Annotated in this window: 31 protein-coding genes, 1 tRNA gene and 1 riboswitch; of the genes, 12 read left to right on the top strand and 20 right to left on the bottom strand. The window is 67.9% G+C overall.

What is annotated here, in order from left to right:
• Positions 1–77 precede the first annotated feature (77 nt).
• The 4 genes from PW734_07895 to PW734_07880 are packed head-to-tail and all read left to right on the top strand — an operon-like array spanning position 78 to position 2,818.
• Positions 78–1,445: a glycine--tRNA ligase gene (locus PW734_07895; GenBank protein MDE1171112.1), complete on the top strand. Its 1,368-nt coding sequence runs from the start codon at positions 78–80 to the stop codon at positions 1,443–1,445.
• Positions 1,446–1,450: 5 nt separating this feature from the next.
• Positions 1,451–1,897, top strand: coding sequence for a hypothetical protein (locus tag PW734_07890; GenBank protein MDE1171111.1), 447 nt, complete (start codon positions 1,451–1,453; stop codon positions 1,895–1,897).
• Positions 1,894–2,361 (top strand): hypothetical protein, encoded by a 468-nt coding sequence (locus tag PW734_07885; GenBank protein ID MDE1171110.1) that lies wholly within the window; start codon positions 1,894–1,896, stop codon positions 2,359–2,361. Before PW734_07890 ends, PW734_07885 begins: the two co-directional genes overlap by 4 nt.
• Before the next feature lies 1 nt (position 2,362).
• Positions 2,363–2,818: a hypothetical protein gene (locus tag PW734_07880; GenBank protein ID MDE1171109.1), complete on the top strand. Its 456-nt coding sequence runs from the start codon at positions 2,363–2,365 to the stop codon at positions 2,816–2,818.
• Positions 2,819–2,822: 4 nt separating this feature from the next.
• On the opposite strand, the gene PW734_07875 is transcribed toward PW734_07880, so the two are convergent.
• The 4 genes from PW734_07875 to PW734_07860 are packed head-to-tail and all read right to left on the bottom strand — an operon-like array spanning position 2,823 to position 6,138.
• Complete coding sequence (locus tag PW734_07875) at positions 2,823–3,140, bottom strand: divalent-cation tolerance protein CutA (GenBank protein ID MDE1171108.1); 318 nt, start codon at positions 3,138–3,140, stop codon at positions 2,823–2,825.
• Entirely contained in the window at positions 3,137–4,246 is a 1,110-nt protein-coding gene (gene mnmA / locus PW734_07870) for a tRNA 2-thiouridine(34) synthase MnmA (protein MDE1171107.1), read from the bottom strand. The genes PW734_07875 and mnmA overlap by 4 nt, the downstream gene beginning before the upstream one ends.
• 18 nt (positions 4,247–4,264) lie before the next feature.
• Entirely contained in the window at positions 4,265–5,194 is a 930-nt protein-coding gene (locus PW734_07865) for a uracil-DNA glycosylase (GenBank protein ID MDE1171106.1), read from the bottom strand.
• Positions 5,191–6,138: an RluA family pseudouridine synthase gene (locus PW734_07860; GenBank protein ID MDE1171105.1), complete on the bottom strand. Its 948-nt coding sequence runs from the start codon at positions 6,136–6,138 to the stop codon at positions 5,191–5,193. Before PW734_07860 ends, PW734_07865 begins: the two co-directional genes overlap by 4 nt.
• Positions 6,139–6,227: 89 nt before the next feature.
• Here PW734_07860 and PW734_07855 point away from each other — a divergent pair, with 89 nt between their 5' ends.
• Positions 6,228–7,181, top strand: coding sequence for a protein kinase (locus PW734_07855; GenBank protein MDE1171104.1), 954 nt, complete (start codon positions 6,228–6,230; stop codon positions 7,179–7,181).
• 39 nt (positions 7,182–7,220) lie between these two features.
• Here the strand turns inward: PW734_07855 and PW734_07850 are convergent, their stop codons facing one another.
• Positions 7,221–7,454 carry a ferredoxin gene (locus PW734_07850; GenBank protein MDE1171103.1) on the bottom strand — a complete coding sequence of 78 codons (234 nt, stop codon included), beginning with the start codon at positions 7,452–7,454 and terminating at the stop codon, positions 7,221–7,223.
• Positions 7,455–7,558: 104 nt separating this feature from the next.
• On the opposite strand from PW734_07850, the gene PW734_07845 reads away from it, so the two are divergent.
• Both PW734_07845 and bioD read left to right on the top strand, forming a co-directional pair.
• Positions 7,559–8,611 carry a hypothetical protein gene (locus PW734_07845; protein MDE1171102.1) on the top strand — a complete coding sequence of 351 codons (1,053 nt, stop codon included), beginning with the start codon at positions 7,559–7,561 and terminating at the stop codon, positions 8,609–8,611.
• A gap of 7 nt (positions 8,612–8,618) precedes the next feature.
• A complete protein-coding gene (gene bioD / locus PW734_07840; protein ID MDE1171101.1) occupies positions 8,619–9,263 on the top strand; it encodes a dethiobiotin synthase in 645 nt (214 codons plus the stop codon).
• A 1-nt stretch (position 9,264) separates the two neighbouring features.
• On the opposite strand, the gene PW734_07835 is transcribed toward bioD, so the two are convergent.
• From PW734_07835 to PW734_07820, 4 genes are all read right to left on the bottom strand, one after another.
• Positions 9,265–9,450 (bottom strand): hypothetical protein, encoded by a 186-nt coding sequence (locus PW734_07835; GenBank protein MDE1171100.1) that lies wholly within the window; start codon positions 9,448–9,450, stop codon positions 9,265–9,267.
• 93 nt (positions 9,451–9,543) lie between these two features.
• A complete protein-coding gene (gene tsaD / locus PW734_07830) occupies positions 9,544–10,581 on the bottom strand; it encodes a tRNA (adenosine(37)-N6)-threonylcarbamoyltransferase complex transferase subunit TsaD (protein ID MDE1171099.1) in 1,038 nt (345 codons plus the stop codon).
• Positions 10,581–12,374, bottom strand: coding sequence for a S41 family peptidase (locus tag PW734_07825; GenBank protein MDE1171098.1), 1,794 nt, complete (start codon positions 12,372–12,374; stop codon positions 10,581–10,583). The genes tsaD and PW734_07825 overlap by 1 nt, the downstream gene beginning before the upstream one ends.
• Before the next feature lie 5 nt (positions 12,375–12,379).
• A complete protein-coding gene (locus PW734_07820) occupies positions 12,380–13,327 on the bottom strand; it encodes an SDR family oxidoreductase (GenBank protein MDE1171097.1) in 948 nt (315 codons plus the stop codon).
• 129 nt (positions 13,328–13,456) lie between these two features.
• On the opposite strand from PW734_07820, the gene PW734_07815 reads away from it, so the two are divergent.
• Positions 13,457–13,528 (top strand) — tRNA-His (locus tag PW734_07815).
• Between the two features lie 13 nt (positions 13,529–13,541).
• Here PW734_07815 and PW734_07810 read toward each other — a convergent pair.
• Genes PW734_07810 through lysA form a run of 7 tightly spaced genes read right to left on the bottom strand, consistent with a single transcriptional unit; the run spans position 13,542 to position 18,787 of the window.
• Positions 13,542–13,820, bottom strand: a complete 279-nt coding sequence (locus tag PW734_07810; protein MDE1171096.1) for a hypothetical protein — start codon at positions 13,818–13,820, stop codon at positions 13,542–13,544.
• 14 nt (positions 13,821–13,834) lie between these two features.
• Positions 13,835–14,587 (bottom strand): superoxide dismutase, encoded by a 753-nt coding sequence (locus PW734_07805; protein MDE1171095.1) that lies wholly within the window; start codon positions 14,585–14,587, stop codon positions 13,835–13,837.
• 48 nt (positions 14,588–14,635) lie between these two features.
• Positions 14,636–15,073 carry a hypothetical protein gene (locus tag PW734_07800; protein MDE1171094.1) on the bottom strand — a complete coding sequence of 146 codons (438 nt, stop codon included), beginning with the start codon at positions 15,071–15,073 and terminating at the stop codon, positions 14,636–14,638.
• Between the two features lie 43 nt (positions 15,074–15,116).
• Complete coding sequence (dapB, locus tag PW734_07795) at positions 15,117–15,833, bottom strand: 4-hydroxy-tetrahydrodipicolinate reductase (GenBank protein MDE1171093.1); 717 nt, start codon at positions 15,831–15,833, stop codon at positions 15,117–15,119.
• A gap of 1 nt (position 15,834) precedes the next feature.
• Positions 15,835–16,719, bottom strand: a complete 885-nt coding sequence (dapA, locus tag PW734_07790; GenBank protein ID MDE1171092.1) for a 4-hydroxy-tetrahydrodipicolinate synthase — start codon at positions 16,717–16,719, stop codon at positions 15,835–15,837.
• Entirely contained in the window at positions 16,710–17,513 is an 804-nt protein-coding gene (gene dapF / locus PW734_07785) for a diaminopimelate epimerase (GenBank protein ID MDE1171091.1), read from the bottom strand. Before dapF ends, dapA begins: the two co-directional genes overlap by 10 nt.
• Positions 17,510–18,787 (bottom strand): diaminopimelate decarboxylase, encoded by a 1,278-nt coding sequence (gene lysA / locus PW734_07780; GenBank protein MDE1171090.1) that lies wholly within the window; start codon positions 18,785–18,787, stop codon positions 17,510–17,512. The genes dapF and lysA overlap by 4 nt, the downstream gene beginning before the upstream one ends.
• Before the next feature lie 94 nt (positions 18,788–18,881).
• Between lysA and PW734_07775 the strand changes: the two genes are divergently transcribed.
• The gene (locus PW734_07775; GenBank protein ID MDE1171089.1) at positions 18,882–20,204 is read left to right on the top strand and encodes an N-acetylmuramoyl-L-alanine amidase; all 1,323 of its coding nucleotides are present in this window, start codon (positions 18,882–18,884) and stop codon (positions 20,202–20,204) included.
• Here PW734_07775 and PW734_07770 read toward each other — a convergent pair.
• From PW734_07770 to PW734_07755, 4 genes are read right to left on the bottom strand one after another with little or no spacing between them, the layout of a single operon-like run.
• Complete coding sequence (locus PW734_07770; protein ID MDE1171088.1) at positions 20,147–21,307, bottom strand: hypothetical protein; 1,161 nt, start codon at positions 21,305–21,307, stop codon at positions 20,147–20,149. The two genes, PW734_07775 and PW734_07770, sit on opposite strands and share 58 nt — an antisense overlap.
• A 7-nt stretch (positions 21,308–21,314) precedes the next feature.
• A complete protein-coding gene (locus PW734_07765) occupies positions 21,315–21,857 on the bottom strand; it encodes a hypothetical protein (protein MDE1171087.1) in 543 nt (180 codons plus the stop codon).
• 16 nt (positions 21,858–21,873) lie between these two features.
• Positions 21,874–22,764: an HDOD domain-containing protein gene (locus PW734_07760; protein MDE1171086.1), complete on the bottom strand. Its 891-nt coding sequence runs from the start codon at positions 22,762–22,764 to the stop codon at positions 21,874–21,876.
• Positions 22,761–23,099, bottom strand: a complete 339-nt coding sequence (locus tag PW734_07755) for a hypothetical protein (GenBank protein MDE1171085.1) — start codon at positions 23,097–23,099, stop codon at positions 22,761–22,763. The genes PW734_07760 and PW734_07755 overlap by 4 nt, the downstream gene beginning before the upstream one ends.
• A gap of 99 nt (positions 23,100–23,198) precedes the next feature.
• Positions 23,199–23,325: riboswitch (SAM riboswitch) on the top strand.
• 74 nt (positions 23,326–23,399) lie between these two features.
• Here PW734_07755 and thrC point away from each other — a divergent pair.
• From thrC to PW734_07740, 3 genes are read left to right on the top strand one after another with little or no spacing between them, the layout of a single operon-like run.
• Entirely contained in the window at positions 23,400–24,650 is a 1,251-nt protein-coding gene (gene thrC, locus PW734_07750) for a threonine synthase (protein ID MDE1171084.1), read from the top strand.
• 12 nt (positions 24,651–24,662) lie between these two features.
• Positions 24,663–24,938: a MoaD/ThiS family protein gene (locus PW734_07745; GenBank protein MDE1171083.1), complete on the top strand. Its 276-nt coding sequence runs from the start codon at positions 24,663–24,665 to the stop codon at positions 24,936–24,938.
• 2 nt (positions 24,939–24,940) lie between these two features.
• Positions 24,941–25,189: an NIL domain-containing protein gene (locus PW734_07740; protein ID MDE1171082.1), complete on the top strand. Its 249-nt coding sequence runs from the start codon at positions 24,941–24,943 to the stop codon at positions 25,187–25,189.
• Positions 25,190–25,193: the final 4 nt, after the last annotated feature.

The following is a 25,193-nucleotide window of genomic DNA, read 5'->3' as shown; positions in this document are numbered from 1 at the left end:
ACGGCTTTGCGGGAAGCCCCCTTCAAAAGTTTTGTTTCTTCCAATTTCGGCACGCTTCTTTAATTCTAGAGCCCCTTATGGCGGAAACTAAGACGGAAAACCAGATCATGGAAAAGATCGTCGCTCTCTGCAAGCGGCGCGGCTTCATCTTTCAGTCCTCCGAGATCTACGGCGGGCTGAACGGGGTCTGGGACTACGGCCCGCTGGGCGCCGACCTGAAGCGGAACATCCGCGACCATTGGTGGCGCTCCATGACCCAGTACCGGGACGACATCGTGGGCATGGACGGCGCCATCCTCATGAACCGCGCCGTCTGGCAGGCCACCGGCCACGAGGCCAATTTCTCCGACGACATGGTCGACTGCAAGGAGTGCAAGAGCCGCTTCCGCGCCGACCAGATCCCGCCGAACAAGAAGGGCCAGAAGCCCGGCTCCTGCCCGGAATGCGGCGGGGAGCTGATGCCCGCGCGCAAGTTCAACCTCCTCTTCCAGACCTACGTCGGCCCGGTGCAGGATGAGAGCGCCATCACCTACCTCCGCCCGGAAACGGCGCAGGCCATGTTCGTCCAGTTCAAGAACGTGCTGGAGGTGGCCCGCAAGAAGCTCCCCTTCGGCATCGCGCAGGTGGGCAAGGCCTTCCGCAACGAGATCAACCCCCGCAACTTCACCTTCCGCTCCCGCGAGTTCGAGCAGATGGAAGTCGAATACTTCTGCAAGCCCGACCAGGGCCTGGCCCTGACCGACCAGTGGCTGGAGGACCGCCTGCGCTGGTATGAGGAGATCGGCATCCCCCGCACCAAGATCCGCGTCAACGACATCCCGGACGGCGAGCGCGCCTTCTACTCCAAGAAGACCTACGACCTGGAATACGAGTTCCCCTTCGGCGTGCAGGAGCTGGAGGGCATCGCCTACCGGACCGACTACGACCTTTCCCGCCACCAGGAAAAGAGCGGCAAGGCCCTGGACTACTTCGACGAGGAGACCAAGGAACGCCTGGTCCCCCACGTGGTGGAGCCCAGCGCGGGCCTGGACCGCACCGTCCTGGCCGTCCTTTGCCAGGCCTACGACGAGGAAAAGACCACCGACGAGAAGGGCAACGAGGAGGTCCGCGTCGTCCTGCGCTTCGCGCCGAAGATCGCCCCCATCAAGGTGGGCGTCTTCCCGCTGCTGAAGAACAAGCCGGAGCTGGTCGCCAAGGCCAAGGAAATCGTCGAAAAGCTGCGCCGCCACATGGTCGTCTTCTACGACGAGAGCGGCGCCATCGGCCGCCGCTACCGCCGGATGGACGAGGCGGGCACCCCCTTCGGCGTCACCGTCGACTTCGAGACCCTGGAAGGCAAGGAAGGCCCGAAGGACACCGTCACCCTGCGCCACCGCGATTCCATGAAGCAGGAGCGCGTCGCCATCGACGAGCTGCTCCCCCGCCTCCTGGCCGCCCTGGCTTAAGCGCCATGACCCGCCGGTCCCAGCTCATCGTCGCGGTGCAGCTCGTGGGCCTGGGCATGGCGGGCAATGGGCTGTGGGGCCTCTTTGAAGCCTTCCTCATCCCCTCCCAGCCGGCGGCCTGGATCGGCATCGGCCTGGACATCCTGGTCGGGGCCGGGAGCGTCGTCTACGCGGAGCGGATCGTCTCCCGCGCCGGCTACCGGGAAAGCGATCCCGGCGCGGAGCAAAAGGAAACGGAAAGCCTCACCCTCTGGCTCCAAGTCTTCGGCATCCTCTGCGCGGCCTTCGCCGCCATCACCCTGGTCCTGCTGCTGTTCTTTCCGCACAAGGCCTCCTCCCCGCGCAGCCTCTTCTTCCTTCTCATCCCCTCCCTGGCCCTGGTCAGCGGCCTGATCTTCCTCACCGGCGCGGCGCGGATCGCCCGCTGGCTTATCCGCATCCGAGTGAAATGAACGCACGCTCGCTTTTCGTCGCCGGCTTGCACTTGCTGGGCATCTACCAGCTTGCCGACGTCTTTTCGTCGCTCGCCATGCTGCTGGACCCGGCTTCGACCGCGATCCACATTTTTCCGGGGCCGCATGGCTTGTATCAGCTCATCGTGAACGCGGCCTCCGGCCTTATTCTGACGGTGGGGACGCGACGCATCGCCACGTGTCTGGGATACGACGCACAGCCTCAAACCACAGCGGAAATAGCCGAGGAGTCCTTGATCCGCGCGGGGATCTCCATTATCGGCATCCTGTGGCTTTTCCCTTTCCTGACCGGATTGTTCGAAATGGCCTGCATCTATTTCATTCAAGGGCGCACCCCCAATTGGGTCATCGGGTTCGGAACGCTTTTCCTATTCACCTGCGCGTTGCTCCTGATTTTGGGGGCCGCCCGCATCGCGCGTCTGGCTATCCGCATTCGATTTTAAAATGAACGCGCGCTCCTGGTTCCTCGTCGGGGCCCAGCTCCTGGCCCTCTACCTCTTCATCACGGCGGTGTCCGACCTGCCGGCGGCGGTGCCGCCCCATGGCTATTTCGAGCGGTTCAGCGGCAATTCCTACCGCTTCGAGGCGCTCCTGCTCCGCGCCGTCCTGGCGGTGATCCTCATGTTCTCCTGCCAGCGGCTGGCCGACGTCCTGGGCTTCAAGGAGACGGAGCGCCACGCCTCCGCCAACGAGGAAGGGATCATCCGCGGCGCGCTGACCGTCCTGGGGATCTGGTGGACCTTTACCGGCGGGCTGGCCCTGGCCAGCGCCCTGCTTCTCTCCCCGTTTTTCCGCAACGTGGGCGGGGTGCTGCCCTCCTTCCTCCACTTCTTAAGCGGGTTCCTCCTCTTTGCCTACGCGGGGAAGATCGCCCGCTGGGCGGTGCGGATCCGGCGCTAGAAAGCTAGAAGCCGAGGCACTCCCGCCACCAGGCGGCGTAGCCTTCCCACGCGCCTTCCGCCTTGAAGGCGACGATCTCCGGCACCTCGTAGGGGTGGCGGGCGCGGATCGCCTCCTGAAGCGGCTCCCATAGTTCCTGGGCGCTCTTGATGACCAGCAGGTGCTCGGCGGCCTGCTGGATTTCTCCCTGCCAGCGGTAGATGGAGGTGATCCCGGGGACGATGCTGGCGCAGGCGGCCAGGCTTTCCTCCACCAGGGCCCGGCCGATGGCCGCGCCCAGGACGGCGTCCGGGACGGTGACGTGGACGACGATCGGCGTCATCCGACAAGGGCGGGCGCGGGGACGGCCACCTCGCTCCGCTCGATCCAGCCGCCGCCGATGACGGTGTCGCCGACGTAGCAGACCGCCGCCTGGCCGGGAGAGACGGAGCGCTGCGGCTCGGCGAAGACGAGGCGGGCCCGGTGGCCGGGGAGCGTCTCGACGCGGGCGGGGACGGCGGCCCAGTTGTAGCGGATTTTCACCGTGATCTCCGTGCCAGGGGCGGGATCGCCGCCGTGCCAGTTCGTCTGGGCGATGGTGCAGTCGGTCCGGATCAGGTCGTCATAGTCGCCGACGATGACGCGCTGGGACTCGGGATCGATGTCGACGACGTAGAGCGGCTTCCCCTGCCCGCCGGGCAGGCCTTTGCGCTGGCCGACGGTGTAAAGCTCGATCCCCTCGTGCTCGCCCAGGCGGGTGCCGTCCCGGTGGTAGATGCCGCCGGGGTGGAAGGCCTTCTCGCCCAGGTGGCTCTTGAGGAATCCGGCGTAGTCGTTGCCGGGGACGAAGCAGATCTCCTGGCTGTCCTCCTTGTCGTAGACTTTCAGGCCGAGCTGCTTGGCCACCGCGCGCACCTCGTGCTTTTCCAGGTGGCCCAGGGGGGTCAGGGACTTGGCCAGCTGGTCCTGGCGGAGGCTGAAGAGGAAGTAGGACTGGTCCTTGCGCGGATCGCGGGCGCGGCGGAGGACGGCTCCCTGCGGCGTGTGGTCGATCTGCGCGTAGTGGCCGGTGGCGACGTGGGTGGCGCCCAGAGCCAGGGCTTTTTGCTGGAGGCGGCCGAATTTGAGCTTCTCGTTGCACATGACGCACGGGTTGGGCGTGCGGCCCTGGCGGTATTCGCTGCTGAAGTAGTCGATGACGACTTTCTCGAACTCGTCGGCCTCGTCGACGACGTAGTGGGGAATGCCGAGGGCGTGGGCGACGCTGCGCGCGTCGGCGACGGCCTGCGGCCCGCAGCACTTGTCCTCCGCGCGGGAAAGGCAGTCCTGGGGCCAGACCTTCATGGTCACGCCGATGACTTCCCACCCCTGCTCTTTGAGCATGTGGGCGGCGACGCTGGAGTCGACCCCCCCGCTCATGCCGAGGAGGACGCGGCCTTTGCTATTCATGAGGGAAGCGTAGCAGGCTCAACGGCCGGCACCGAGGAAAAAGCCCCGCTGCTTCTCGTTGATCGGCATCTTCAGGGTCTCCATGACCTGGAGGAGGTCTTCCCAGACCTTCCGCTTCGTCTCGTTGGTCGGGTTATGGAGGAGGTAGGAAGGGTGGAAGGTGGGCATCATCTGGATGCCGCGGAAATCGACGAATTTCCCCCGCAGCTTGCTGATGGGGAGCTTGGTGTCCAGGAGGGATTCCAGCGCGGTGGCCCCCAGGGCGACGATGACGGTCGGCTCGATGATTTCGATCTGCGCCAGGATGTAGGGCATGCAGGTCTTCATCTCCGCCGGGGTGGGCTTGCGGTTGCCCGGCGCGCCCGCGGGCATGTCCGGGCGGCACTTGAGGATGTTGCCGATGTAGACGTCTTCCCGGGTGAGGCCCATGGCCTCGATCATCTTGTTGAGGAGCTGCCCGGCCCGGCCCACGAAGGGGCGGCCGCTCTTGTCCTCGTCCGCGCCGGGGGCTTCGCCGACGAACATGAGTTTGGCGTCGGGATTCCCCTCCCCGACGACGACGTTCGTCCGGAAGGCGGCCAGGTGCGGGCACCGCTGGCATTCCCGCGCGCGGGCGGAGATGACGGCCAGCCGCTCCGCCTTGCTCCCGGCGGGGACTGGCTCCGGCGCGATCGCCGCGGCGGGGGCGTCCGCCTCCGCGGAAAGGGGCATGGTGACGGCGGCCTTTGGCGCGGAGACGGGGGTGGAGGCCTTCGCGGGGGAAGGTACCGGCCCGCTCTCCCGGACCGGGCGCGGGGCCGGCGCGGCGGCGGGAGCCGGGGCGCGGCGGCGGCCCAGGGCCTGGCGGGCCCGGCGGTCCAGAGGCACCTGGCTCACGCCCTCCCGCTTGAGGATCTCGACGTAGCGGCCCAGGGCCTCGCGGAACCGGATCTTGGAGTCGGGATTCATAGAAAGGCCAAAAGGGAGGAAAAATCCTCGGGAAGCGGGGCCTCGAATTCAATCTCTTTCCCGGTCAGGGGATGCCGCAGGCCCAGCCGGTGGGCGTGGAGCATCTGGCGGCGGGCGATTTGGTTTTTCCACGCGGTGCGGTCCCGCCCGTAGACGATGTCGCCGATGACGGGATGGCCCAAGTGGGCCAGGTGGACGCGGATCTGGTGGGTGCGCCCGGTGTGGAGAAGGCACTCGACGAGGGCGCCCGACTTCCCCTGCTTCAGGACGCGGTATTCCGTGTGGGCTTCCCGCGCGGTGGTGGAGGGCTTCCCCTTGGGGATGACGGCCATCTTTTGCCGCTGGACGGGGTGCCGCCCGATGGAGCCGTGGCAGTGCCCGTTAGGCCGCCGGAAGTGGCCCCGGCAAAGGGCCTGGTAGACCTTCCGCACGGTGCGTGCGGCGAACTGGGAGGCCAGGCGCTCATGGGCCAGGTCGCTCTTGGCCACGACGATGACGCCGCTGGTTTCCTTGTCGAGCCGGTGGACGATGCCGAGGCGCGTCGCCCCGCCCCGGGAGGCCAAGGCCGGGCCGCAGTGGTGGACCAGCGCGTTGACCAGGGTGCCGGAATCGTGGCCCGCCGCCGGATGGACGACCAGGCCGGGCGGCTTGTCCAGGACCAGGAGGGCCTCGTCCTCGAAGAGGATGGAGAGGGGCATCGCTTCCCCCTCCGGCGGCGCCTCGGAAACGGGGCGTTCCAGGGTTTCCTCCCGCACGTCGACGGCGTCCCCCGCCCGCAGGCGGTAGGAGGCCTTCGTCCCGGGGCCCTTGCCCGGGGTGACGGTGACGCCGCCCGCCTCGATGGCGGTCTGGACGGCGGCGCGGGAACGGTTCAGAACCTCGGCCAGAAATTGGTCGAGGCGGCGGTCCCGGTGAGGGATGAGATCTTCGGCGGAAAAATGCATAGAGGCGCCCCCATTGGACCACCGCCGCGCGGCGCGGGCGAGCCTTCTTCTCTTTTGCTTTTCCCGGCCAGTCGATTAGTAATAAATCCATGGACCCTTCCGCCGCCGTCCCCGCCTGCCCCTCCTGCGGGGCGATGTCCGCGGAGGCGGTGCCGCCCGGCACGGAGATGATCTGCCCGCAATGCGGCACTTCCTTTGTCCACCGCGTCCCCTTTGGCCGTTACCTGGTGGAGCAAAAGCTGGGCGCCGGCGGCATGGCCACCGTCTACCTGGCCTTCGACCCGCCCGCCCGGCGCTGGGTGGCGCTGAAGATCATCCACCGCGGCCATCTGAACACCCCCGGCTTCCAGGAAAACCTCCTCCAGGAAGCGGAGACGCTCCTCTCCCTCCACCACCCGAACATCGTGGAATTCCTCGATTCCGGGCAGCACGACTCCCTCGTCTACCTGGCGACGGAGTTCCTCCAGGGCGGCAACCTGGAGCAGCGGATCGCCGCGCACGGGCCGATGGGGGAGGCCGAGGCGCTCGACCTGGGCCGGGGCATCGCCTCCGGGTTGAAAAAGGCCTACGCGCAAGGCCTGGTCCACCGCGACATCAAGCCCGCCAACATTCTCTTCTCCCCCGTCGGCCATCCGAAGCTGGTCGACTTCGGCCTCTGCCTCCCCTCCCTGGCCCCGCAGGAAAACGCCGGGGAGGTCTGGGGCACCGCCGGCTACCTGCCGCCGGAACGGCTGGAACGGGCGCCGGAGGGCTTCGCCAGCGACATCTACAGCCTGGGGGCGACGCTCTTTCACGCCCTGACGGGACGCGCGCCCCATTTGGAGCAGGATTTGGAAAAGGTGGCGCGGCGCTATGAAGAAGGCGGCGAAGGCCCGCCGCCGCCGCTGCGGAGCGTGGCTCCGCACGTCTCGGAAGAGACGGCGGCGATCATCGACCGGGCCCTGCAACGGCGGCCGGAAGACCGCTTCGGCTCCTATGAGGAACTATTGGAGGCGCTGGCGCTGGCGAAGATCGCCTACTGGAAAAAAGCGAAGCCCGAGTAAACACTCGGGCTTCGTCGTTTTACGGGGATGGAAGAAGGCTTAGGCGCCGTCGTCGCCGATGGCCTCGACGGGGCAGCCTTCCTTGGCCTCTTTGCAGGCGGTCTCTTCCTCGGGGGTCGAGGGCTGCTTGTAGACGTAGGAGTAGCCGCCGTCATCCTGGCGGGTGAAATTGCTGGGGGCCGTCTCGCGGCAGAGGTCGCAGTCGATGCACTGGGTGTCGACGTAGTATTTGCCGGCGACGTTCTCGGCGTATTTGTCGGTAAGCGTGGCCATAAATGTGTGAAAGGGTCATTTTCCAAACACGGGCCTTTCGCGCAATGTTTTTTTGTTCGGAATTGCGCTCCGCCCCTGTCCAGGCGCTAAAATAACCCCCTCCCATGCCACGCTACCTTTATCACGCCCCGGACGGACACATGTACGGACCCGTGCCGTATGCAACGCTCCTCCGCTGGCGGGCTGAAGGAAAGCTGGCGGACTCCAGCCGTCTGCGCGTGGAAGGCACCCCGCAGGAGGGGCCTTTCCTCACCTTCGCCGAAGTGCCCGCCCCCGCGCCGGAGCCGCCCGCCGCTCCCGAACCTGAACCGGAATCCGAACCCGCCGCGTGGGAGGAACCGCCGGCGGTGGGCGAGTCCGCCACCTCCCTTCTCTCCCGCGCATGGGAACTCTATCGCCACGGCTTTTGGGCGGTCTGCCCGCTGGCCCTGCTCATGCAGCTGCCGGTTCAGGTCTTCAACCACTTCTTCCCCACCCCCCTGCAAACGAACGGCGAGCCTCCCCCGTGGATGCATTCCGGCAAGGCCTGGGCCCTCGTCGCGCTGGCCGTGGCCGTCCTGGTCGCGGGGGAGGCGGTCCTTACCGCCTACTACGGCGCGCTCGACCGGACGGGCCGGGCCTCCGTGAGGGAAGCCTTCCGCGCCCTGCGCGGGCGGCTGGGCGCCCTTCTCTGGACGCAGTTCCTGCGCGCCTGCGTTCTTTCCTCCTGGATTCTCTTGGTCGGCGTTTTTATCACGTTTGCCAGGGGAAGCATGGGCTGGCTGCGCCCGCTGGCCTTTGCCCTCGCCACGGTCGTGGCCTATCCCGCCCTGCTTCTGGCCGTGCGCTACCTCATTGTCCCGCAGGTGGTAATCTTGGAGAAGTGGAGCGGCCTCTTTGCCCTGCGCCGGGCCGGGGATTTGGTCCGCTTTAGCGGAAAGGATGGCCTCTTTTCCGGCGGAGACCTGCGGTTGGTGGCGGGGATCTTCCCGTGGTTTTTGGCTCTTCTCATCGTGGGGGACGTCGCCCAAATGGCGGAGAAATGGCCGCACGGCACGCTCGTCTCCCAGGCCCTGGTCTATGGCGGCACCGCGCTTTTGGCGCCATTCCTCGTCGCCTACTTCACGCTCTACGTCTTCGACGCGCGGCGGCGGCTGCGGGCCAAGGGCTTGGAATAGGGGCCCCGTGCAGCTCTTCGTCACGGGCACCGGCACCGGCGTGGGGAAGACCCGCTTCACCACCCAATGGGTCCGCCACTGGCGCGCCCGGGGCGTGAGCGCGGTGGGCCTCAAGCCGATCAGCGCGGGCGACCGGGACGACGCCAAAGAGCTCCAAGCCGCCGCGCAGGACGCCCTTTCCCTCGACGCGATCAATCCGTGTGTCTTCGACCTTCCGCTCTCCCCCTGGGTCGCCTCCCTCCAGCCGAAGGAAACGGGCCGGATCGACTACGACGCGATCGGCGCCTCGATCGCCGCCGCGCGGGCGCGCTTTTCCCACGTGGCGGTGGAGGGCGTGGGCGGCTGGCTGGTGCCGCTGGAAAAAAAGCGGACCGTGGCCGATTGGGCCAAGGAACTCGGCCTGCCGGTGGTCATCGTGGGCCACGGCGGCCTGGGGACGCTCAATCACGTCCTGTTGACGATCGAAAGCGTGGGGAAAAGCGGGCTGGACGTGGCGGGCGTGGTGCTGAACCACCACCTTTCGCCGGAGGGGGATCTGGCCGCGCGGACGAACGGCGCGGCGCTGCGGGAGTGGACGGGGCTGCCCGTCGTCGAAATCGCCGCGCACGGAGCGCTCCCGGACCGGGGCGCGCCATGGCTGGCGGGAGAGTGAACTAGCCGAGCGGCCGGAAATGGATGTCCGGGTCGATGCCGGTGGAAACCGTCGGAGCGGGAACGTCCACCTTGGCCCCGGCACGAGGCGTGCCCTTCGGAATTTCGATGAGCTTACGCTGACGAATTTCGTTCAGGCGCAGCTGCTGGCCAATGGCACGATCCGCGGAGGCATTCCAATCGCTCATAGTTTTTTCCTTCGGTAAGTAGTTTTTTCCTACGCTTTATAATTCGCCTATTTCATCCGTTATTCCACGGAAAACCGCCGCGTCATCGAATCGTTACACGGCCCTGGAAGCGAAGAGAGAGAGGTTCGGATCGACGTCGTCCGGCACCCCGTCCGGAACCGCTCCGGCGGCCTGCTTCAAAGCGGCGATTCCGGCAATCATGGCGGCGTTGTCCGTGCAGAGGGAGGCGGGCGCGACGGCGAGGCGCAGACCCGCCTTTTCCACCGCCGCTCCCAGCGCGGCGCGGAGCGCGCCGTTGCAGGCGACGCCCCCCGCCATGGCCACCGCCTTCACACCGCGGGCCCGGGCGGCGCGGACGGCCTTGCGGATCAGCACCTCGACGACGGCCCGCTGAAAGGAGGCGGCCACGTCGGCGACGAAGGCGCGGTCGGCCAGCTTCTCCGGGTGCTTTTCCAGGAAGTAGCGGACGGAGGTCTTCAGCCCGCTGAAGCTGAAGTTGAAGTTGTCCCGCTCCGGGAAGCTCTGCGGGAAGTCATGCGCGAGGGCGTCCCCTTCCCGGGCGATCCCCTCGATCTCCGGTCCGCCGGGATAGCCGAGGCCCAGGAGCCGCGCCACCTTGTCGAAGACTTCCCCCGCCGCGTCGTCCACGGTGCCGCCCAGCCGCACGTAATCGCCCCAGCCGCGCGCCTCGACCAGGAGGGTGTGCCCGCCGCTGACCACCAGGCCGACGAACGGGAAGGCCGCCCCGCCCGCGTCGTCAAAGAACGGGGAGAGGAGGTGGCCTTCCAAATGGTTGATCCCCCGCACGGGCAGGCCCAGCCGCAGGCCGAGGCCGCGCGCGTAGGCATGGCCGACCAGGAGGGAGGTGGCCAGGCCAGGCCCCTGGGTGACGGCGATTCCCTCCAGCGCCTCGGGGGCGATTCCGGCCTCCTCCAGCGCGCTGGGGACCAGGACGGGGAGATTCCGCAGATGTTCCCGCACGGCGACTTCCGGCACCACGCCGCCGTAGGGGCGGTGGCGGGCCACCTGGGAGCCGACCAGGGAGGAGAGGATGCGCAGGGAGCGCCCGGACGCCTCGATGACGGAGGCCGCGCTCTCGTCACAGGAAGTCTCGATGCCGAGCCAGGCCATCAGTCGGAGGAGTCGCCGCCCTGGGGCAGCGGCGGGGCCGCCGGATCGCTGGCCGGGACGGGGGTGGCCTTCAGCGGGGCGACTTCCTGGGGCGCGGGATTCTCCACCGGCACGGCGGCCGGTGCGGCGGCGGGAGGCGCGGCCGACTTGGCGGGCAGGACGATTTCCGGCGACGGGGGCGGCGGCAATGCCGCGCCGTTTGCGGCGGGGGAGTTCGTCCCGGCAGGGGAAGGCGCGGGGGCGGCGGACGCGTCGGCCGGAGGCGTCACGGGAATCGCCGGGAAGACGACTTCCGGCTCCGGCGCGGGGGGAAGGGCCTTGGGGATCGGCGGCGCGGCGTCCTGCGCGGAGCGCGCGTCGTGGAGGAGGACGCCGCGCAGGGCGATGACGGCGCGCTCCAGCTGGGTGTCGCGGAAGTTGGCGATCTCCGTCTTCTGTTCCGGGGTGAGGAGCGAGGGGGAGTGAAGGAGGACCAGGTCCCGCTGCTCCCGCGTGGTGACGGGGACCAGGATGTCCGGCGTGATGCCGCGCTCGTTGATGAGGCGGTGGTTGGGGGTGTAATACTTCGCCGTGGTCAGGCGGATGCCGACGCTGTCCCCCAGGCTGATGACGCTCTGCATCGACCCCTTGCCGAAGGTGGGCTGGCCGACGATGACGGCGCGGCGCAGGTCCTGCAGCGCCCCGGAGACCATTTCCGGCCCGCTGGCGCTGTATTCGTTGACCAGGACGGCCACGGGGTAGGTGGCGGGCGGCCCGGACAGGCGCGCGGCGAACTCGTGCCGGGCGGCGGCGGCCCGGCCGGTGGTGGAGACGATGACGGTGCCCCGCGGCAGGAAGGAGCCCGCGATGTCGACGGCGGCCTGGAGGACGCCGCCGGGATTGTTCCGCAGGTCCAGGACGAGGGCCTGGACGTCCTGGTCTTTGAGGGTCTGGAGGGCCTTGGCGAAGTCGGCGGCGGTGTCCTCCGCGAACTGCTCGATGCGGATGTAGCCGATGCGGGGCTGGTTGGGGCCGGTGGAGGGCAGGACGCGGACTTCCTTCACCGTGTCGACCTGGAGAAGTTCCCGCGTGAGGGTCACGTCGAAGATGTTGAGGGAGGCTTCCGGCGTCTTGTCGCCGCTCTCGTCGGTGGCCTTGGCCAGGAAGGACTGCGGCCGGTAGACGGTAAGGTGGACCTGGTCCCCGCGCTTGCCGCGCAGGGCGCGGATGGCGACGGCGAAGGGCATCTTCTGCGTGGAGACGCCGTTGATGCGCAGGATGTGGTCCCCCGGCAGGAGCCCGGCGCGGGAGGCGGGCGTGTCCTCCAATGCGGAGACGACGACCATCGAGTTGTTCTTGTCCAGGCCCAGGATGAGGCCCAGGCCGGTGAAGAGGCCGTGGGTGTCCCGCTCCATCATGGCGAAGTCCTCTTCCTCCAGGAACTGGCTGTGCGGGTCGAGGGAGCCGAGCATGCCGGCCAGGGCGGCGTAGACGAGCTTGCGGTAGGTGGCCTTGTCCGCGTCGACGTAGTCGCGGCGGACCAGTTCCAGGACCCGGTTGAAGAGCTTCGTGTAGTATTCCTTATCGTCGGAGGGGTGGCCCTCGTTCTCCGGCACGGGCGTGCCGCCGACGCCCAGGCCGCTCTGCGCCGCCGGCGCGGTGAAGACGGGGCTGGAGCTGCCCGGCGGGATGTCCGGGGAAAGCGGCGTGTTGGCCGCGTCCGGGGCGGCCTGCAAAAAACCCACCCCGGCGGCCACAAAGAAAAAGGCCGTCCAAAGGACCGCGCCCGCACGCATGGGAAAGCGCGTCTTCACATCACCTAAGGAACGACCTCCGCAAGGCGGGTTTTGAAGTAGGCGATGGTTTCCCGCAGGCCCGCTTCCAGGTCGACCTTCGGCTCCCAGCCCAGGAGGGTCTTGGCGCGGGTGATGTCCGGGCGGCGCTGCTTGGGATCGTCGGTCGGCAGCGGCTGGTAGGAGATGGCGCTCTTCGTGCCGGTGAGGCGGACGATCCGCTCGGCGAATTCCTTGATGGTCAGCTCCAGCGGATTGCCGATGTTCACCGGCTCGTGGTAGTCGGCCCGGGAGAGGCGGAAGATGCCGTCGATCAGGTCGGAGACGTAGCAGAAGCTGCGGGTCTGGCTCCCGTCGCCGAAGACGGTGAGCGGCTGCCCCTGGAGGGCCTGCCCCAGGAAGGCGGGGACGACGCGGCCGTCCTGCAGGCGCATGCGGGGCCCGTAGGTGTTGAAGATGCGGACGATGTGCGTGTCGACGTGGTGGTAGCGGTGGTAGGCCATCGTCATCGCCTCGGCGAAGCGCTTGGCCTCGTCATAGCAGCCGCGCGGCCCGATGGGGTTGACGTTGCCCCAGTAGTCTTCCGTCTGCGGGTGGACGAGGGGGTCGCCGTAGCACTCGGAGGTGGAGGCCAGGAAGAAGGAAGCCTTCTTCGCCTTGGCCAGGCCCAGGCTGTTGTGGGTGCCCAGGGCGCCGACTTTCAGCGTGGGGATCGGCACCTGGAGGTAATCGATCGGGCTGGCGGGGGAGGCGAAGTGGAAGACGTAATCGACCTGGCCCGGGATCTCGATGAACTCGGTGACGTCCTGCTCCTGGAACTGGAAACGGGGGTCGTTGGCCAGATGGGCCAGGTTGACCGAATTGCCGGTGACGTAATCGTCCAGGCCGATGACGCGATACCCTTCCGCCAGGAGACGGTCGGTTAAATGGCTTCCCAGGAAACCGGCGGCTCCGGTCACGACGGCAACTTTCATTAATTGATATTAAAATCTAAGGTCCTTCCGAAGTAAAACGGAAATAGGTAAGGAGAATTTCTTAGGTGGCCCGTGAAAAGCGCTTTGCGTTTCCAGGGGCGCTCTGGTTAATTAACCGGCCTGCCAATGGCGGCCGTAGAACAATGGTAGTTCACCAGATTGTGATTCTGGCTGTTGCGGGTTCGAGTCCCGTCGGTCGCCCGCTTTTCTCTTTTTAGGCTCTTTTCTTGATGATGAACCAGGAAGGGAGTTCCAGTTCTTCATTTCGGCCAAAAACTCCCGTGGTCAGGATCTTATACCCCTGGCCCTGGGCGAATTCCCGAACCGCGCGCTTCACGCCGATCTCCGCCCCCTCGCCCAGCAGGCCGTTCGCGTTGAGGACTTCGCCCAGGAGTTCCCGGTAGGCGATGACCTCTTCCAACCCTTCCAAGATCTGATACCGGGCGAGGAATTCCGCCGCCTTTTGTAAGACGGGTTTTTGCGGAGATTCCATGAGGAGAAGGCCCGTCAGGCCTTCTTCAAATCGGCGTATTGGCCGGAAACGTAGTCCCAGTTGAGAACCTTCCAGAACGCCGCCGCGTAGTCCGGCCGCTTGTTCTTGTACTTCAGGTAGTAGGCGTGCTCCCAGACGTCGAGGCCGAAGAGCGGGGTCTTCCCCTCCAAAAGCGGGCTGTCCTGGTTCGGCGTCGATTCCAGGGAAAGCTTCTTCGTCAACGGATCGACGATGACCCACGCCCAGCCGCTGCCGAAGACGCCCAGGGCCTCCTTCGTGAAGTCGGCCTGGAACTTTTCCAGGCCGCCCAGGTCGCGGTCGATGGCGGCGGCCAGCTCACCCTTCGGGCCGGAGCCGCCGTTCTTCGCCAGGGTCTTCCAGAAGAGGGAATGGTTGGCATGTCCGCCGCCCTGGTTGCGGACGGCTTTCTTGATGGCGTCCGGCACGGCCTGGAAATCGCGCAGGAGCTCGTCGACCGGTTTTTTTCCCAGTTCCGGGTAGGCGGCGACGGCCTCGTTCAGCTTGGCGACGTAGGCGGCGTGGTGCTTGTCGTGATGGAGGTGCATCGTCTCGGCGTCGACGTACGGCTCCAGCGCGTCGTAGGCGTAGGAGAGCGGCGGCAGGACGTAGGGACCGGCGGGCGCCGGCGCGGCGGCGGGAGCCGGGGCGGCCTGGGCTAGGAAAGGCCGGAAGAGGGAGGTCCCGGCCAGGGAAACGGCGGCGGCGGAGAAGGCGGTGCGGAGGGCTTGGCGGCGCGTGATGCTCATGTCTTTAACATGAGCAGGGAAACTCAAATCTTCAATCCGCCAGGCGGATTAATCGCTTTTCCCGCCCCGTTCGGACGCCCGGCCCTGGATGCCCTTCATGTCGGCCTGTTTGGCCTCGTTCCATATGGAGGCAAAGCGGGGCAGAAGCTCCTTTTTCAGGAGCACGGCGCTGGTCGCCAAGCCCCCCACGCCAAAGGCCACGGCTTCCGCGGGAGAACCGCCGTGGGCCAAGGGGGACGCCGCGCTCACCAAAGGCAGCAGCCCCGTCAGGCCGCTTTCGGCGCCGATGAAGGCGGAATTCGCCAGGCCCATCCGATGAACGACGCGCGGCACCTCCATGGCACGACCGAGAAAACCGGCCTTTTCCTTTCCGAGCGATTGCGCCCGGGCAGCCGCGATTTCCCCCAAAGTCGGCGCGTTGGGATCCTTAGGATAAAGCCATTCGGTGAAGGAATCGGGCTTCCAAAGGTTTTTCAGCTGACTCATGGGTAAGGCGAAGCACCGCGCGTGCCACGCGCTTCCAGAAACCTTAAATCTTCAGGCCCAAGGCGTCTTCCATCCCGTACCAGCCGGGCGGCTTCCCCGCGATCCAGCGGGCGGCGCGCAGCGCGCCCACGGCGAAGGTGTCCCGGGTGGAGGCCTTGTGGGTCAGCTCGATCCGCTCCCCTTCCCCGGCGAAGACGACGGTGTGGTCCCCGATGACGTCTCCTCCCCGCAGGGCGTGGAGACCGATCTCGTCCGCCGTGCGCGCCCCGGTTTCCCCGGAGCGGCCGTCGCGGACCAGCGCGGCGTAGGGCTTCCCCTTCACGGCGCAGAGGACCTCCGCCAGGCGGCGGGCGGTGCCGCTGGGGGCGTCCTTCTTGTGCCGGTGGTGCATCTCGACGATCTCCTGGTCGTAGTCCCGCAGGACTTCGGCGGCCTTTTGCGCCAGGAAGCCCAGGAGGGTGACGCCGACGGAGAAGTTCGGCGCCAGGAGGACGGGGATCTTCGCGGAGGCTTCCCGCAGGCGGGCCAGCTCGGCCTCCGGATGGCCGGTGGTGCCGATGACTAGGCCCCTGCCCGCCGCGAGGGCCGCGTCCACCAGCGCGCCGGTCAGGCTGTGGTGGCTGACGTCGATGACGGCGGAAGCGGCGCGGACGGCGGCGGCCAGGTCGTCGCCGCGGCGGACGGGCGCGGTTTCCTCCCCGCCCAGGCGAACGATGGCGGAACCGAGGCGCCCGGCGGCGCCGACGACGGCGATCTTCATGTCAGCGGGCCTCTCCCAGGGCGGCCAGGGTAACCTCCAGCTTGGCCAGGCTGGCCGCGCTCACCGGAGCCAGCGGGCCGCGCACGTCGGCGGTCATCCACCCTTGGCGGGCCAGGGCGGTCTTCACGGGGACGGGGTTGCTCTCGATAAAGAGGTCGCGGAAGAGCGGGTAGAGGCGGCGGTGGCGCGCCTCCGCCTCGGCAAATTTCCCGGCGCGCCATTCCTGGACGAGGGCGACGACTTCCCGGGGGACGAGGTTGGAGGCGACGCTGATGACGCCGACCGCGCCGACGGAGAGGAACGGGAGGGTCAGCCCGTCGTCCCCGGAGAAGAGGGCGAAGGATTCCGGCACGGCCTGGCGCAGCGCGCTGCCGCGGTCGACGTTGCCGCCCGCCTCCTTCAGCGCGACGATGCGCGGGTGGGCGGCCAGGCGGGCCGCCGTCTCCACGCCGATCTCCACGCCGCAGCGTCCGGGGACGCTGTAGAGGACGAGGGGGATCTTCGTCGCCTCCGCCACGTCGGTGTAGTAGCGGTAGAGGCCTTCCTGGCTCGGCTTGTTGTAATAGGGGGTGACGACGAGGAGGCCGTCGGCCCCCAGGTCCTGCGCGCCTTGGGAGAGCTTGATGGCCTCCGCGGTGCTGTTGGAGCCGGTCCCCGCCAGGACGGCGACGCGGCCCTGCGCCGTCTCCACCGCCAGCTGGATGACGCGGAAGTGCTCGTCATAGTCCAGGGTGGGCGATTCCCCGGTGGTGCCGACCGGCACGATGCCGGTGACGCCTCCGGCGACCTGTTCCTCGACGAGACGGCGGAAAGCGGCTTCGTCGACCTTGCCGTCGCGGAAGGGGGTGACGAGGGCGGTGTAGACGCCGTGCAAAACTAGTTCCATGAGATTTCTCCGGTATAGACGACGAGGGCCGGGCCCTGGAGGGTGACGTTCTGGTAGCCCTCCTGGAAGCCGACGGTGAGGATGGCGCGCCCCTCCACGGTGACGCGGACCGGCGCGGCGACTTTGCCGAGGCGGTGGGCCAGCAGGGCGGAGGCGACGACGCCGGTGCCGCAGGCCAGGGTCTCCCCCTCCACGCCGCGCTCGAAGGTGCGGACGCGCAGGGAATCGGCCCCGGTGACCTGGACGAAGTTGGCGTTGGTCCCCTTCGGCGCGAACGCCGCGTGGCGGCGCAGGGCGGCGCCGAGGGTGGCGACGTCGACCGCCGCCACGTCCGGCACGAAGACGACGGCGTGGGGCACGCCGGTGTTGACAGAGTGGACTTCCAGCGGCCCGGCGGGGGTGTCGAGGGTCTGGGAAAGCTTCCAGTCCTGCGGCGGGGTGAGGGTGAGCTGGATTTCCTCCCCCTCGTAACGGGCCTCGATCCGCCCGGCGGGGGTAAGGAAGGAGGTGGCCTGCCCGGCGGCCGCGCCGAGGTGGCGGACGTATTGGGCGAAGCACCGCGCGCCGTTGCCGCACATCTCGGCCTCGCCGCCGTCGGCGTTGTAGTAGCGCATGCGGAAGTCGGCCCCCTCCGCGCCCGGCTCCACGGCCAGCAGGCCGTCGGCGCCGATGCCGAAGCGGCGGTCGCACAGGGCGGCGATCCGCTCCTTGTCCAGGGGGAAGGAAAGGGCGCGGTTGTCGACCATGACGAAGTCGTTCCCCGCCCCGGTCATCTTGACGAAGGGGAGCTTCACGCGCTTTCCCCCTTCAGCAGGTCGGCCAGCTCCTCCCGGCGGCGGACCAGCCGGGGCTTGCCGCCGTTGACCAGCACCTCGGCGGCGCGGGGACGGGTGTTGTAGTTGGAGGCCATGGTGAAGCCGTAGGCGCCCGCGCTCAAAAGGGCCAGGCGGTCGCCGGAGCGGACGGGGGCCAGCGGGCGGTCGTGGCAGAAGAAGTCGCCCGACTCGCAGACGGGGCCGACGACGTCGCTGCTCAGGGCCTTGCCGCCCCGGGGCTGGAGGGGGACGATCTCGTGGTAGGAGTCGTAGAAGGCGGGGCGGATGAGGTCGTTCATCGCCGCGTCGACGATGACGAAGTTCTTCCGGCCGGTCTTCTTCACGTAGAGCACCTCGGTGAGGAGGACCCCGGCGTTGCCCACCAGGAAGCGGCCCGGCTCCATGAGGATGCGCAGGCCCAGGGGCTTGAGGAGGGGCAGCAGGTGCCGGGCGTAGACGTCCGGCGTCATGGCGGGCTGGCGGCCCTTCCACCACTTCTTCTCGCCGCTTTCCAGGGCGCGGTCGTAGACGATGCCCAGGCCGCCGCCGACGTCGAAGAACTCGATGCCGTAGGCCGCCTTCAGCTCGCGGACCAGGGGAGCCATCTTCTTCACCGCGGCGACGAAGGGCTTCGGCCCGGTGATCTGGGAGCCGATATGCATCTGCACGCCGCGCAAATGCAGGTGCGGCAGGCGGGAGGCGGCGCGGTAGAGGGCGGCGACTTCCTCGAAGGCGATGCCGAACTTGTTCTCGTAGGTGCCGGTGGTGATCTTCTTGTGCGTGCCCGCGTCGACGTTCGGGTTCACGCGGACGGCCACGGGGGCCTTCTTCTTGAGGCGGCCCGCCACCTCGTTGATGAAGCGCAGCTCGGGCTCGCTCTCCACGTTGAAGCAGTAGATGCCGGCGCGCAGCGCCTGCTCGATTTCCGCGCGGGTCTTCCCCACGCCGGCGAAGGTGCAGCGGGCCGGGTCGGCCCCCGCCTGCTGGGCGCGGTAGAGCTCCCCGCCGCTGACGACGTCGAAGCCGCTCCCCTCCTTCGCCAGGAGGCGGAGGACGGCCAGGTTGGAATTGGCCTTCACGGCATAGCAGATCATGGGATCGACCGGCGCCATCGCCTGCCGCAGGCGGCGGAAGTGGTCCAGGATGGTGTTGCCGGAATAGACGTAGAGGGGGGTGCCGTGCTTCTTGGCCAGGGCGTCAAGGGAGACTCCCTCCACGTGCAGGCCGCCGTTCTGAAGATGGAAATGGTGCATGAAAAAGGAAGCTAGGTTTAGCAAACCGGCCCCTGGGTGTAAACAGGCCCGCACGGGTCTTGTCAGCCGGGCGCGGGACGGCATGATGCCGCCGATGTTCGGTGGATTATTTTCCGCCTGGTGCGCCCCCGTCCTGGCCGCCGGGCTTTTTTCGGGGCTCTTCGGCAAGCATGCCGACGTGCCCGTGACCCAGGCCGGGGGCAGCCCTAACCCGTGGTTTTGGATGGCCCGCTATGACGGGGCGCTCACCCGCTCCCAGTTCGAGGCGTCCCTGCGCCTCTTCGACCCCGGCCGCGCGCTGGTTCCCCTGCTGAAGATCGACGACCAGGGCTTCACCCTCTACCCCAGCGGCGCGGAGCGGCGCGTGGAGCAGTTCCACCTGGCCTTCGCCACGGCGGGGAAGGAAAAGGCCCCCTGGCGCTACCGGACGCCCGCCCAGTTCCGCGCCGCCCCGAAGCCGGAGGGCAAGCCGCTCCAGGGCCTGCGCATCGCCATCGACCCCGGCCACATCGGCGGGGACTGGGGGCAGGTGGAGGACCGCTCCACCCTCTATCCCGGCGTGGGCCGCATCCAGGAGGGGGACATGAACCTCATCACCGCCCGCCTTTTGGAAAAGCGGCTGACCGCCCTGGGCGCCACCGTCTTCCCCACCCGCCGGGACACCGACCCCGTCACCGACCTGCGCCCCGCCGACCTGCGGGAGGAGGCGCTGGCCGCGCTCCTGGACTGGAAGCCGCGCTGGAAGGTGATCCCGCCGAGCCAGCGGGAGCGCGTGCTGCGCGGGCACATCGAGGAGATGAGCCACCTCCTCTTCGAGCGCAAATACGAGTTCCTGGCCCGCGGGGCGAAGATCCGCCGCTCCTTCCAGCCGGACGTCACCCTGGTCCTCTACATCAACGCCACTCCTTCCAGCGGCCGCTGCCGCCTGGTCTCCGACAACCGGAACATCTTCTTCGTCGAGGGGGCCTACACGCCGCAGGAGGCCCTGGACCCGGACGAGCAGCTCCGGCTTTTCTACAAGGTCCTGGACCGGGTCACGCCGGTGGAATACGAGGTGGCCGCCTCCATCGCGCGGGCCTTCACCGCCGCCACCCGGCTCAAGCCGGTCGAATACGGCAACACGGCGACGACCCGCCTGGTCGACCCCGGCAACTATTACGTGGTGGCCCGCAATTTGGGCGCCAACCGGCAGTACGACGGCCCGGTGGTGACGACGGAGCCCTATTTCATGAACAACGCCACGGTGGCCCGCCGCCTGGTGGCGGGCGATTACGAGGGGGAACGCCTCTTCCGCGGCCGCTTCTACCCGAGCATCTTCCGCGAATACGCCGACTGCGTGGTGGCCGGACTCCTGGACGCCTACGGCCCGGCGGGGGACAAGGGCGCGGCCTCGAACTCCGTCGCCAGCCTGAAGTAGCCCGCGAAGGGCGATCCAGCCCGGGGCAGCGGCGCGCGCGTCACCTCGAACCAATTGAGGTAGTCGCCGACGCGGCGGGCCAGGTCGGCCGTTTCCCGCTCCCCTTTCCGCGCCAGCGCCAGGCGCTGCGGGAAACGGTCCGCATGACCGCGGACCAGGGCGTCGAGCGCGTCGCGGTAGAGCGCCAAGACCGGCCGCCAGGCAAACTGCGCGCGCATTTCCATGACCTCCATCCGGGCGATCTTCGCCGACGCCGCCGCGCGGAAGCGCGGGTCGTCCCGCAGCTTGGGCAGGTCCTCCCAGGCTGCGCTCTTTTCCGGCAGCTTTCCCTCCGCGGGCAGGACCAGGCCGGTCTCCCGCTCCGCGCGGACGCCCTCCACCGTCTCCTCCCAGGACGCGAGCGGACCGGCGGGCGACGGCTCGCGGGCGAAGGCCTGCCACGCCTTCTCCAGCGCGGGATCGGCCGGGGCGGGCTGCCACCATTTCGCCAGGAAATCGGCGCGGGCCGGATCAGCCGCCAGGAAGGCGCGCGCCCGCCAGGAGAAGGCCTGCCGCCAGGCGGAAAAGAGCGGCTCCTCTCCCGGGCCGGCCCATTGGAAAATCTCCGCCAGCGGCGGCACCTTCCCCCCTTTCCCGGCGCGGCGGACGATCTGCGCCAAGAGAATTTCCTGCCCGCCGACGGCGGCTTGGACCGCGCCTTCCGCCAGCCAGAAGGGGGGGGTCTGGACGCCCTCCGGCAGGCCCGCCTGCGCGGCGTCCCGCAGGAGCCAGCCGGACATCAAGGGGCGGACCCACGCGGCGTCGAGCCGCGCCGGGCCGGAAAAGGTGACCTGCCAATCCTTCCCGCGCCGAGTAAAAATGGCGGGGGCGGGGGCTTGGTCCTCCACGCGGAGGAGAAGCCGCCCGCCCGGCCCCGCGGCGGGAAAGCCCGCCTGCCGCCGGACCTGCTCCGCCAGGGCGGCCAGGTCGTCGCTCAGGACGGGATCGCGCGTCTCGGCCAGGCAGAGGCCGCCCGCGCTTTCGGAGCGGAACCAGCCCTCCGCGCGGAGGAGGGCGGGCAAAAGGAGGACGAGGAAAACGGCCGCGCGGAAAAAAGCCCGCATGCTGGGGCTAGGCCTGCTTCTTAAGCTCGGCCAGGAGCTGGAAGTTTTCCAGCGTGTAGGTCACCCCCAGGAAGATGAGGGAGAGCAGTTCCCGCGCGTGTTCCAGCTGCCGCACCTCATCCGGATGGATGATGCCGACGAACATGCCCAGGGTGCGGCTGCGCGTGGAGAGGCCGTTGAGGAAAAGGGTCTGGCCGGTCCGCTGGTGGTTGACCAGGACGGCGCGGGTCTGCTGAAGCGCCCAGGCGAAGGTGCCGTCCCCGATCTCATCCGCCACGACTTCCTGCAGGGGGCGGGCGGCGGCGGCGGGATAGCAGTGGCCGGGGACGAACTCGAGCCGTTCCGGGTCGACCATCCAGAAGCCGAGCTGGTAGAAGGGCACCAGGCGGCGGACGTGGTCCGCGGTGATCTCGATGACGCGCTCCTGCGTGTCGCACTCGCGCAGCTGGCGCTGGAAGACTTCCAGCGCGGCCAGCTTCTCGATCAGCTTCTCGTAGGGATTCGGCCGGCGGCGGAGATCGGTGTCGTTCAGCGCGGCGGAAGGAAACATGGCCTTGGGTCCTTCCTTAGTTTTTCAGGGAAAGGAAGATGCCGCTCACCTCGGCGAACTGGCGGTCGATCTCCTTCATCGCGCTGTTGAAGACGGTGGGCTCCCGCTTCCAGGCCCCGGAGGCCAGCGGCGGGACATAGTGCTCGCCGCTTTTGCCCAGCTCCATGCCGTGGGCGAAGATGTCGGCCAGGTGGATGATGGCCGCGTCGTTCGGGGAGGCGGTGTTGATGAGGGGGCGGTGGTGGTAGGAGACGGCGTTGACCAGCGGGGCGGGGAGGTCCCACGCCTTCAGGAGGGCGGCGCCCACGTCGGTGTGGTCGTAGCCCATGAACTCCCGCTCCACCTTGTGCAGGGGCTCCTTTTGCTGGCGGGCGCGCTGAAGGATGTTCCGCATCGCCTCCGGCTGGCGGAGGCAGAGGACCAGGCGGCCCACGTCGTGCAGGAGGCCGGCAACGAAGAAGCGCTCCAGGTTCGTCTCCCGCTGATGGGCGGCCAGGACGCGGGCGGCGATGCCGCAGCCGACGCTGTGCATCCAGAAGGGGGTGGTCTCCAGGAGGTCGGCCGGGATGCCGCGGAACATCTCGATGACCTTGGTGCAAAGCGCCAAATCCCGCACCTGCTGAAGGCCGATGACGGAGATCGCCTCGCTGATGGTGTCAATGCGGCGGGGAAAGCCGAAGAAGGCGCTGTTGGCCAGGCGCAGGAGGCGCAGGGTGAGGCTCTGGTCCTTGCTGATGACCTCGCCGATGCGGGAGAGGGAGGAGGCGGGGTTGTTCACCTCCCGCTTGATCTCCAGGTAGCTCATCGGCAGGGACGGCATCTCGTCCAGGTTGTCGATGAGGTCGATGGTGCCGCCGCGGGCGGGCGCCTCGATCGAACTCGAGCTGGGTGAAACGGGCTGGCTCATGAGGAAGGGGCTAGCTTCGCCTTGCGCGCGACGCACTGGCGGTAGATTTCCTGCATGACCGGATCGTCCGCCTGGGCCAGGGAGAAGATTTCCAGCAGGGAGGTCTCCGCCTTGGCCAGGTTCTCCTGGCTGAGCTGCTGGCTGTCGGCCAGCTCCTTGGCGGCGGCGCCGCTGGCGGAGACGGGAACCTGGGTGACGCCCCAGGACCGCAAAAGGGTCAGGTGTCGCTCGGTCAGCGTGGTGCCGGCGGCGACCAACAGCTGGCCATGGCTGTTTTTCACGCTGTCTTCTAGCACGAGGCCCGCTTTGGCCTCCTCCACGCTGATAAATGCCATGTCGGATGGGACTTCCCATCAGAGTGGCAAGGCCCGGCCCCCCCGTCCAGTCCAAAGCATGATTGACATCGGCTTCCCGCCCTTCAATCTATGGGCCGACTCTTATCGAGAGCAGCGGAGGGACTGGCCCGACGATGCTGCGGCAACCGGGAAGGCGGCGACGCCTTTCCGCCAGGTGCCAAACCCAGCTCCGGCCCCCATTTCGGGCGTCCGGGAAGGATGAGAGAGGCGGGCAGCCCGGTCTCCGGCAGCCTCCTCCCCTCTCCGTCTCTCGATCCAGGGCCGAGAAAACGAGAGATTATGGAATTCTTCAGCAACTTGAAATGCCGCGAGTGCGGCCGCCTCTATCCGAAGAAGGCGATCCACGTGTGCGAGTTCGACTTCGGCCCCCTGGAGGCCGATTACGACTACGACGCCATCAAGCAGCATATCAGCCGCAAGGCCGTGGCCTCCCGCCCGGCGGGCATGTGGCGGTATCGGGAGCTTTTGCCCATCGACGGCGACCCGACGGTGGGCCTCCAGGTCGGCTTCACCCCCCTGGTGAAGGCCGACCGCCTGGCCAAGGCCCTGGGCATCCGCGAGCTCTACATCAAGAACGACAGCGTCAACTACCCCACCCTTTCCTTCAAGGACCGCGTCGTCGCCGTGGCCCTTTCCCGCGCGCGGGAACTCGGCTTCGAGGTCGTCGCCTGCGCCTCCACCGGGAACCTGGCCAACAGCGTGGCCGCCAACGCGGCCAGCGCGGGGCTGAAGAGCTACGTCCTGATCCCCGCCGACCTGGAGCAGAGCAAGGTCCTCAACAGCCTCGTCTACGGCACGGAGGTCATCGGCATCCGCGGCCCTTACGACCAGGTGAACCGCCTTTGCTCCGAGATCGCGGGCAAGTACGGCTGGGGCTTCGTCAACGTGAACCTGCGCCCCTACTACGCGGAGGGGTCTAAGACCATGGGCTTCGAGATCCTCGAGCAGCTCGGCTGGAAGATCCCGCGCCACACCGTGGCCCCCATGGCCTCCGGCTCCCTGTTGACCAAGATCACCAAGGCCTACCAGGAAGCCGTGAAAGTCGGCCTGGTGGACGAGGCGCCCTTCTCCGTTTACGGCGCGCAGGCCACCGGGTGCAGCCCCATCGCCGCCGCCTTCAAGGGCGGGACCGACCTCATCAAGCCCGTGCCGAAACCGGACACCATCGCCAAGTCCCTGGCCATCGGCACCCCGGCCGACGGCTACTACGCCGTCCACGCCATGCGGCAGACCGGCGGCGCGGCGGAAGACGCCAGCGACCCGGAAATCATCGACGCCATCAAGCTGCTGGCGGAGACGGAGGGCATCTTCGCCGAGACGGCGGGCGGCGTCACCGTCGCCTGCGCAAAGAAACTCATCGCCACGGGCAAGATCCCCCGGGACGAGGCCGCCGTGCTCTGTATCACGGGCCATGGCCTCAAGACCGCCGAGGCCGTGGCCCAGCACATCGGCGCCCCCCGCGTCATCCAGCCCTCCCTGCGGGAGTTCGACGCCCTCCTCACCGGCGAGGCCGTTCCCGCCGCCGCTTAACCTCAGAATTTTATGTCCATACCCGTCACCATCCCGACCCCGCTCCGCAACCTCACCCAGAACCGCGAGACCGTCGACGCCGAAGGCGACACGATCGGCGACCTCCTCTCCAGCCTGGAGAGCCAGTTCCCCGGCATCGGCGAGCGCCTGCTCGACGCGGAGGGGAACGTCCGCCGCTTCGTGAACATCTACGTCAACGGGGAGGACATCCGCTTCCTCCAGGAAAAGGCGACGGCCGTGAAACCCGGCGACGAGATCAGCATCGTCCCCGCCATCGCCGGAGGTTGATTATGGCCCAGGAAAAACAGCGTTTTTGGCTCACCTTCACCGGCGTCCTCGTGGAGAAGCCGCTCATCTGCCTGATGGGCCGGAAATTCGACGTCATCTTCAGCATCCGCAATTCCAGCGTCACGAAGGACGTCGGGATCATCGCCCTGGAGATCGAGGGGGAGCGCCCCGTCATTCAGGCCGCCGTGAAGTGGCTGGAGAGCGAGGGCGTCCAGGTGGAGCCCGTCGAGATCAACACGATCGAGGGTTAAGGAA

It is taken from the genome of Verrucomicrobium sp. (assembly GCA_028283855.1).
Taxonomy (GTDB): Bacteria; Verrucomicrobiota; Verrucomicrobiia; order Methylacidiphilales; family GAS474; genus GAS474.
Note: the sequence above shows the minus strand (reverse complement) of the source record. Positions and strands in the feature narration are given on the sequence as shown.

Bases quoted from the DNA above. Each gene is read 5' to 3' on its own strand.
- PW734_07895 (MDE1171112.1), top strand. From the start codon at position 78: ATGGCGGAAACTAAGACGGAAAACCAGATCATGGAAAAGATCGTCGCT.
- PW734_07890 (MDE1171111.1), top strand. From the start codon at position 1,451: ATGACCCGCCGGTCCCAGCTCATCGTCGCGGTGCAGCTCGTGGGCCTG.
- PW734_07885 (MDE1171110.1), top strand. From the start codon at position 1,894: ATGAACGCACGCTCGCTTTTCGTCGCCGGCTTGCACTTGCTGGGCATC.
- PW734_07880 (MDE1171109.1), top strand. From the start codon at position 2,363: ATGAACGCGCGCTCCTGGTTCCTCGTCGGGGCCCAGCTCCTGGCCCTC.
- PW734_07875 (MDE1171108.1), bottom strand. From the start codon at position 3,140: ATGACGCCGATCGTCGTCCACGTCACCGTCCCGGACGCCGTCCTGGGC.
- mnmA (MDE1171107.1), bottom strand. From the start codon at position 4,246: ATGAATAGCAAAGGCCGCGTCCTCCTCGGCATGAGCGGGGGGGTCGAC.
- PW734_07865 (MDE1171106.1), bottom strand. From the start codon at position 5,194: ATGAATCCCGACTCCAAGATCCGGTTCCGCGAGGCCCTGGGCCGCTAC.
- PW734_07860 (MDE1171105.1), bottom strand. From the start codon at position 6,138: ATGCATTTTTCCGCCGAAGATCTCATCCCTCACCGGGACCGCCGCCTC.
- PW734_07855 (MDE1171104.1), top strand. From the start codon at position 6,228: ATGGACCCTTCCGCCGCCGTCCCCGCCTGCCCCTCCTGCGGGGCGATG.
- PW734_07850 (MDE1171103.1), bottom strand. From the start codon at position 7,454: ATGGCCACGCTTACCGACAAATACGCCGAGAACGTCGCCGGCAAATAC.
- PW734_07845 (MDE1171102.1), top strand. From the start codon at position 7,559: ATGCCACGCTACCTTTATCACGCCCCGGACGGACACATGTACGGACCC.
- PW734_07835 (MDE1171100.1), bottom strand. From the start codon at position 9,450: ATGAGCGATTGGAATGCCTCCGCGGATCGTGCCATTGGCCAGCAGCTG.
- tsaD (MDE1171099.1), bottom strand. From the start codon at position 10,581: ATGGCCTGGCTCGGCATCGAGACTTCCTGTGACGAGAGCGCGGCCTCC.
- PW734_07820 (MDE1171097.1), bottom strand. From the start codon at position 13,327: ATGAAAGTTGCCGTCGTGACCGGAGCCGCCGGTTTCCTGGGAAGCCAT.
- PW734_07810 (MDE1171096.1), bottom strand. From the start codon at position 13,820: ATGGAATCTCCGCAAAAACCCGTCTTACAAAAGGCGGCGGAATTCCTC.
- PW734_07805 (MDE1171095.1), bottom strand. From the start codon at position 14,587: ATGAGCATCACGCGCCGCCAAGCCCTCCGCACCGCCTTCTCCGCCGCC.
- PW734_07800 (MDE1171094.1), bottom strand. From the start codon at position 15,073: ATGAGTCAGCTGAAAAACCTTTGGAAGCCCGATTCCTTCACCGAATGG.
- dapB (MDE1171093.1), bottom strand. From the start codon at position 15,833: ATGAAGATCGCCGTCGTCGGCGCCGCCGGGCGCCTCGGTTCCGCCATC.
- dapA (MDE1171092.1), bottom strand. From the start codon at position 16,719: ATGGAACTAGTTTTGCACGGCGTCTACACCGCCCTCGTCACCCCCTTC.
- lysA (MDE1171090.1), bottom strand. From the start codon at position 18,787: ATGCACCATTTCCATCTTCAGAACGGCGGCCTGCACGTGGAGGGAGTC.
- PW734_07775 (MDE1171089.1), top strand. From the start codon at position 18,882: ATGTTCGGTGGATTATTTTCCGCCTGGTGCGCCCCCGTCCTGGCCGCC.
- PW734_07770 (MDE1171088.1), bottom strand. From the start codon at position 21,307: ATGCGGGCTTTTTTCCGCGCGGCCGTTTTCCTCGTCCTCCTTTTGCCC.
- PW734_07765 (MDE1171087.1), bottom strand. From the start codon at position 21,857: ATGTTTCCTTCCGCCGCGCTGAACGACACCGATCTCCGCCGCCGGCCG.
- PW734_07760 (MDE1171086.1), bottom strand. From the start codon at position 22,764: ATGAGCCAGCCCGTTTCACCCAGCTCGAGTTCGATCGAGGCGCCCGCC.
- PW734_07755 (MDE1171085.1), bottom strand. From the start codon at position 23,099: ATGGCATTTATCAGCGTGGAGGAGGCCAAAGCGGGCCTCGTGCTAGAA.
- thrC (MDE1171084.1), top strand. From the start codon at position 23,400: ATGGAATTCTTCAGCAACTTGAAATGCCGCGAGTGCGGCCGCCTCTAT.
- PW734_07745 (MDE1171083.1), top strand. From the start codon at position 24,663: ATGTCCATACCCGTCACCATCCCGACCCCGCTCCGCAACCTCACCCAG.
- PW734_07740 (MDE1171082.1), top strand. From the start codon at position 24,941: ATGGCCCAGGAAAAACAGCGTTTTTGGCTCACCTTCACCGGCGTCCTC.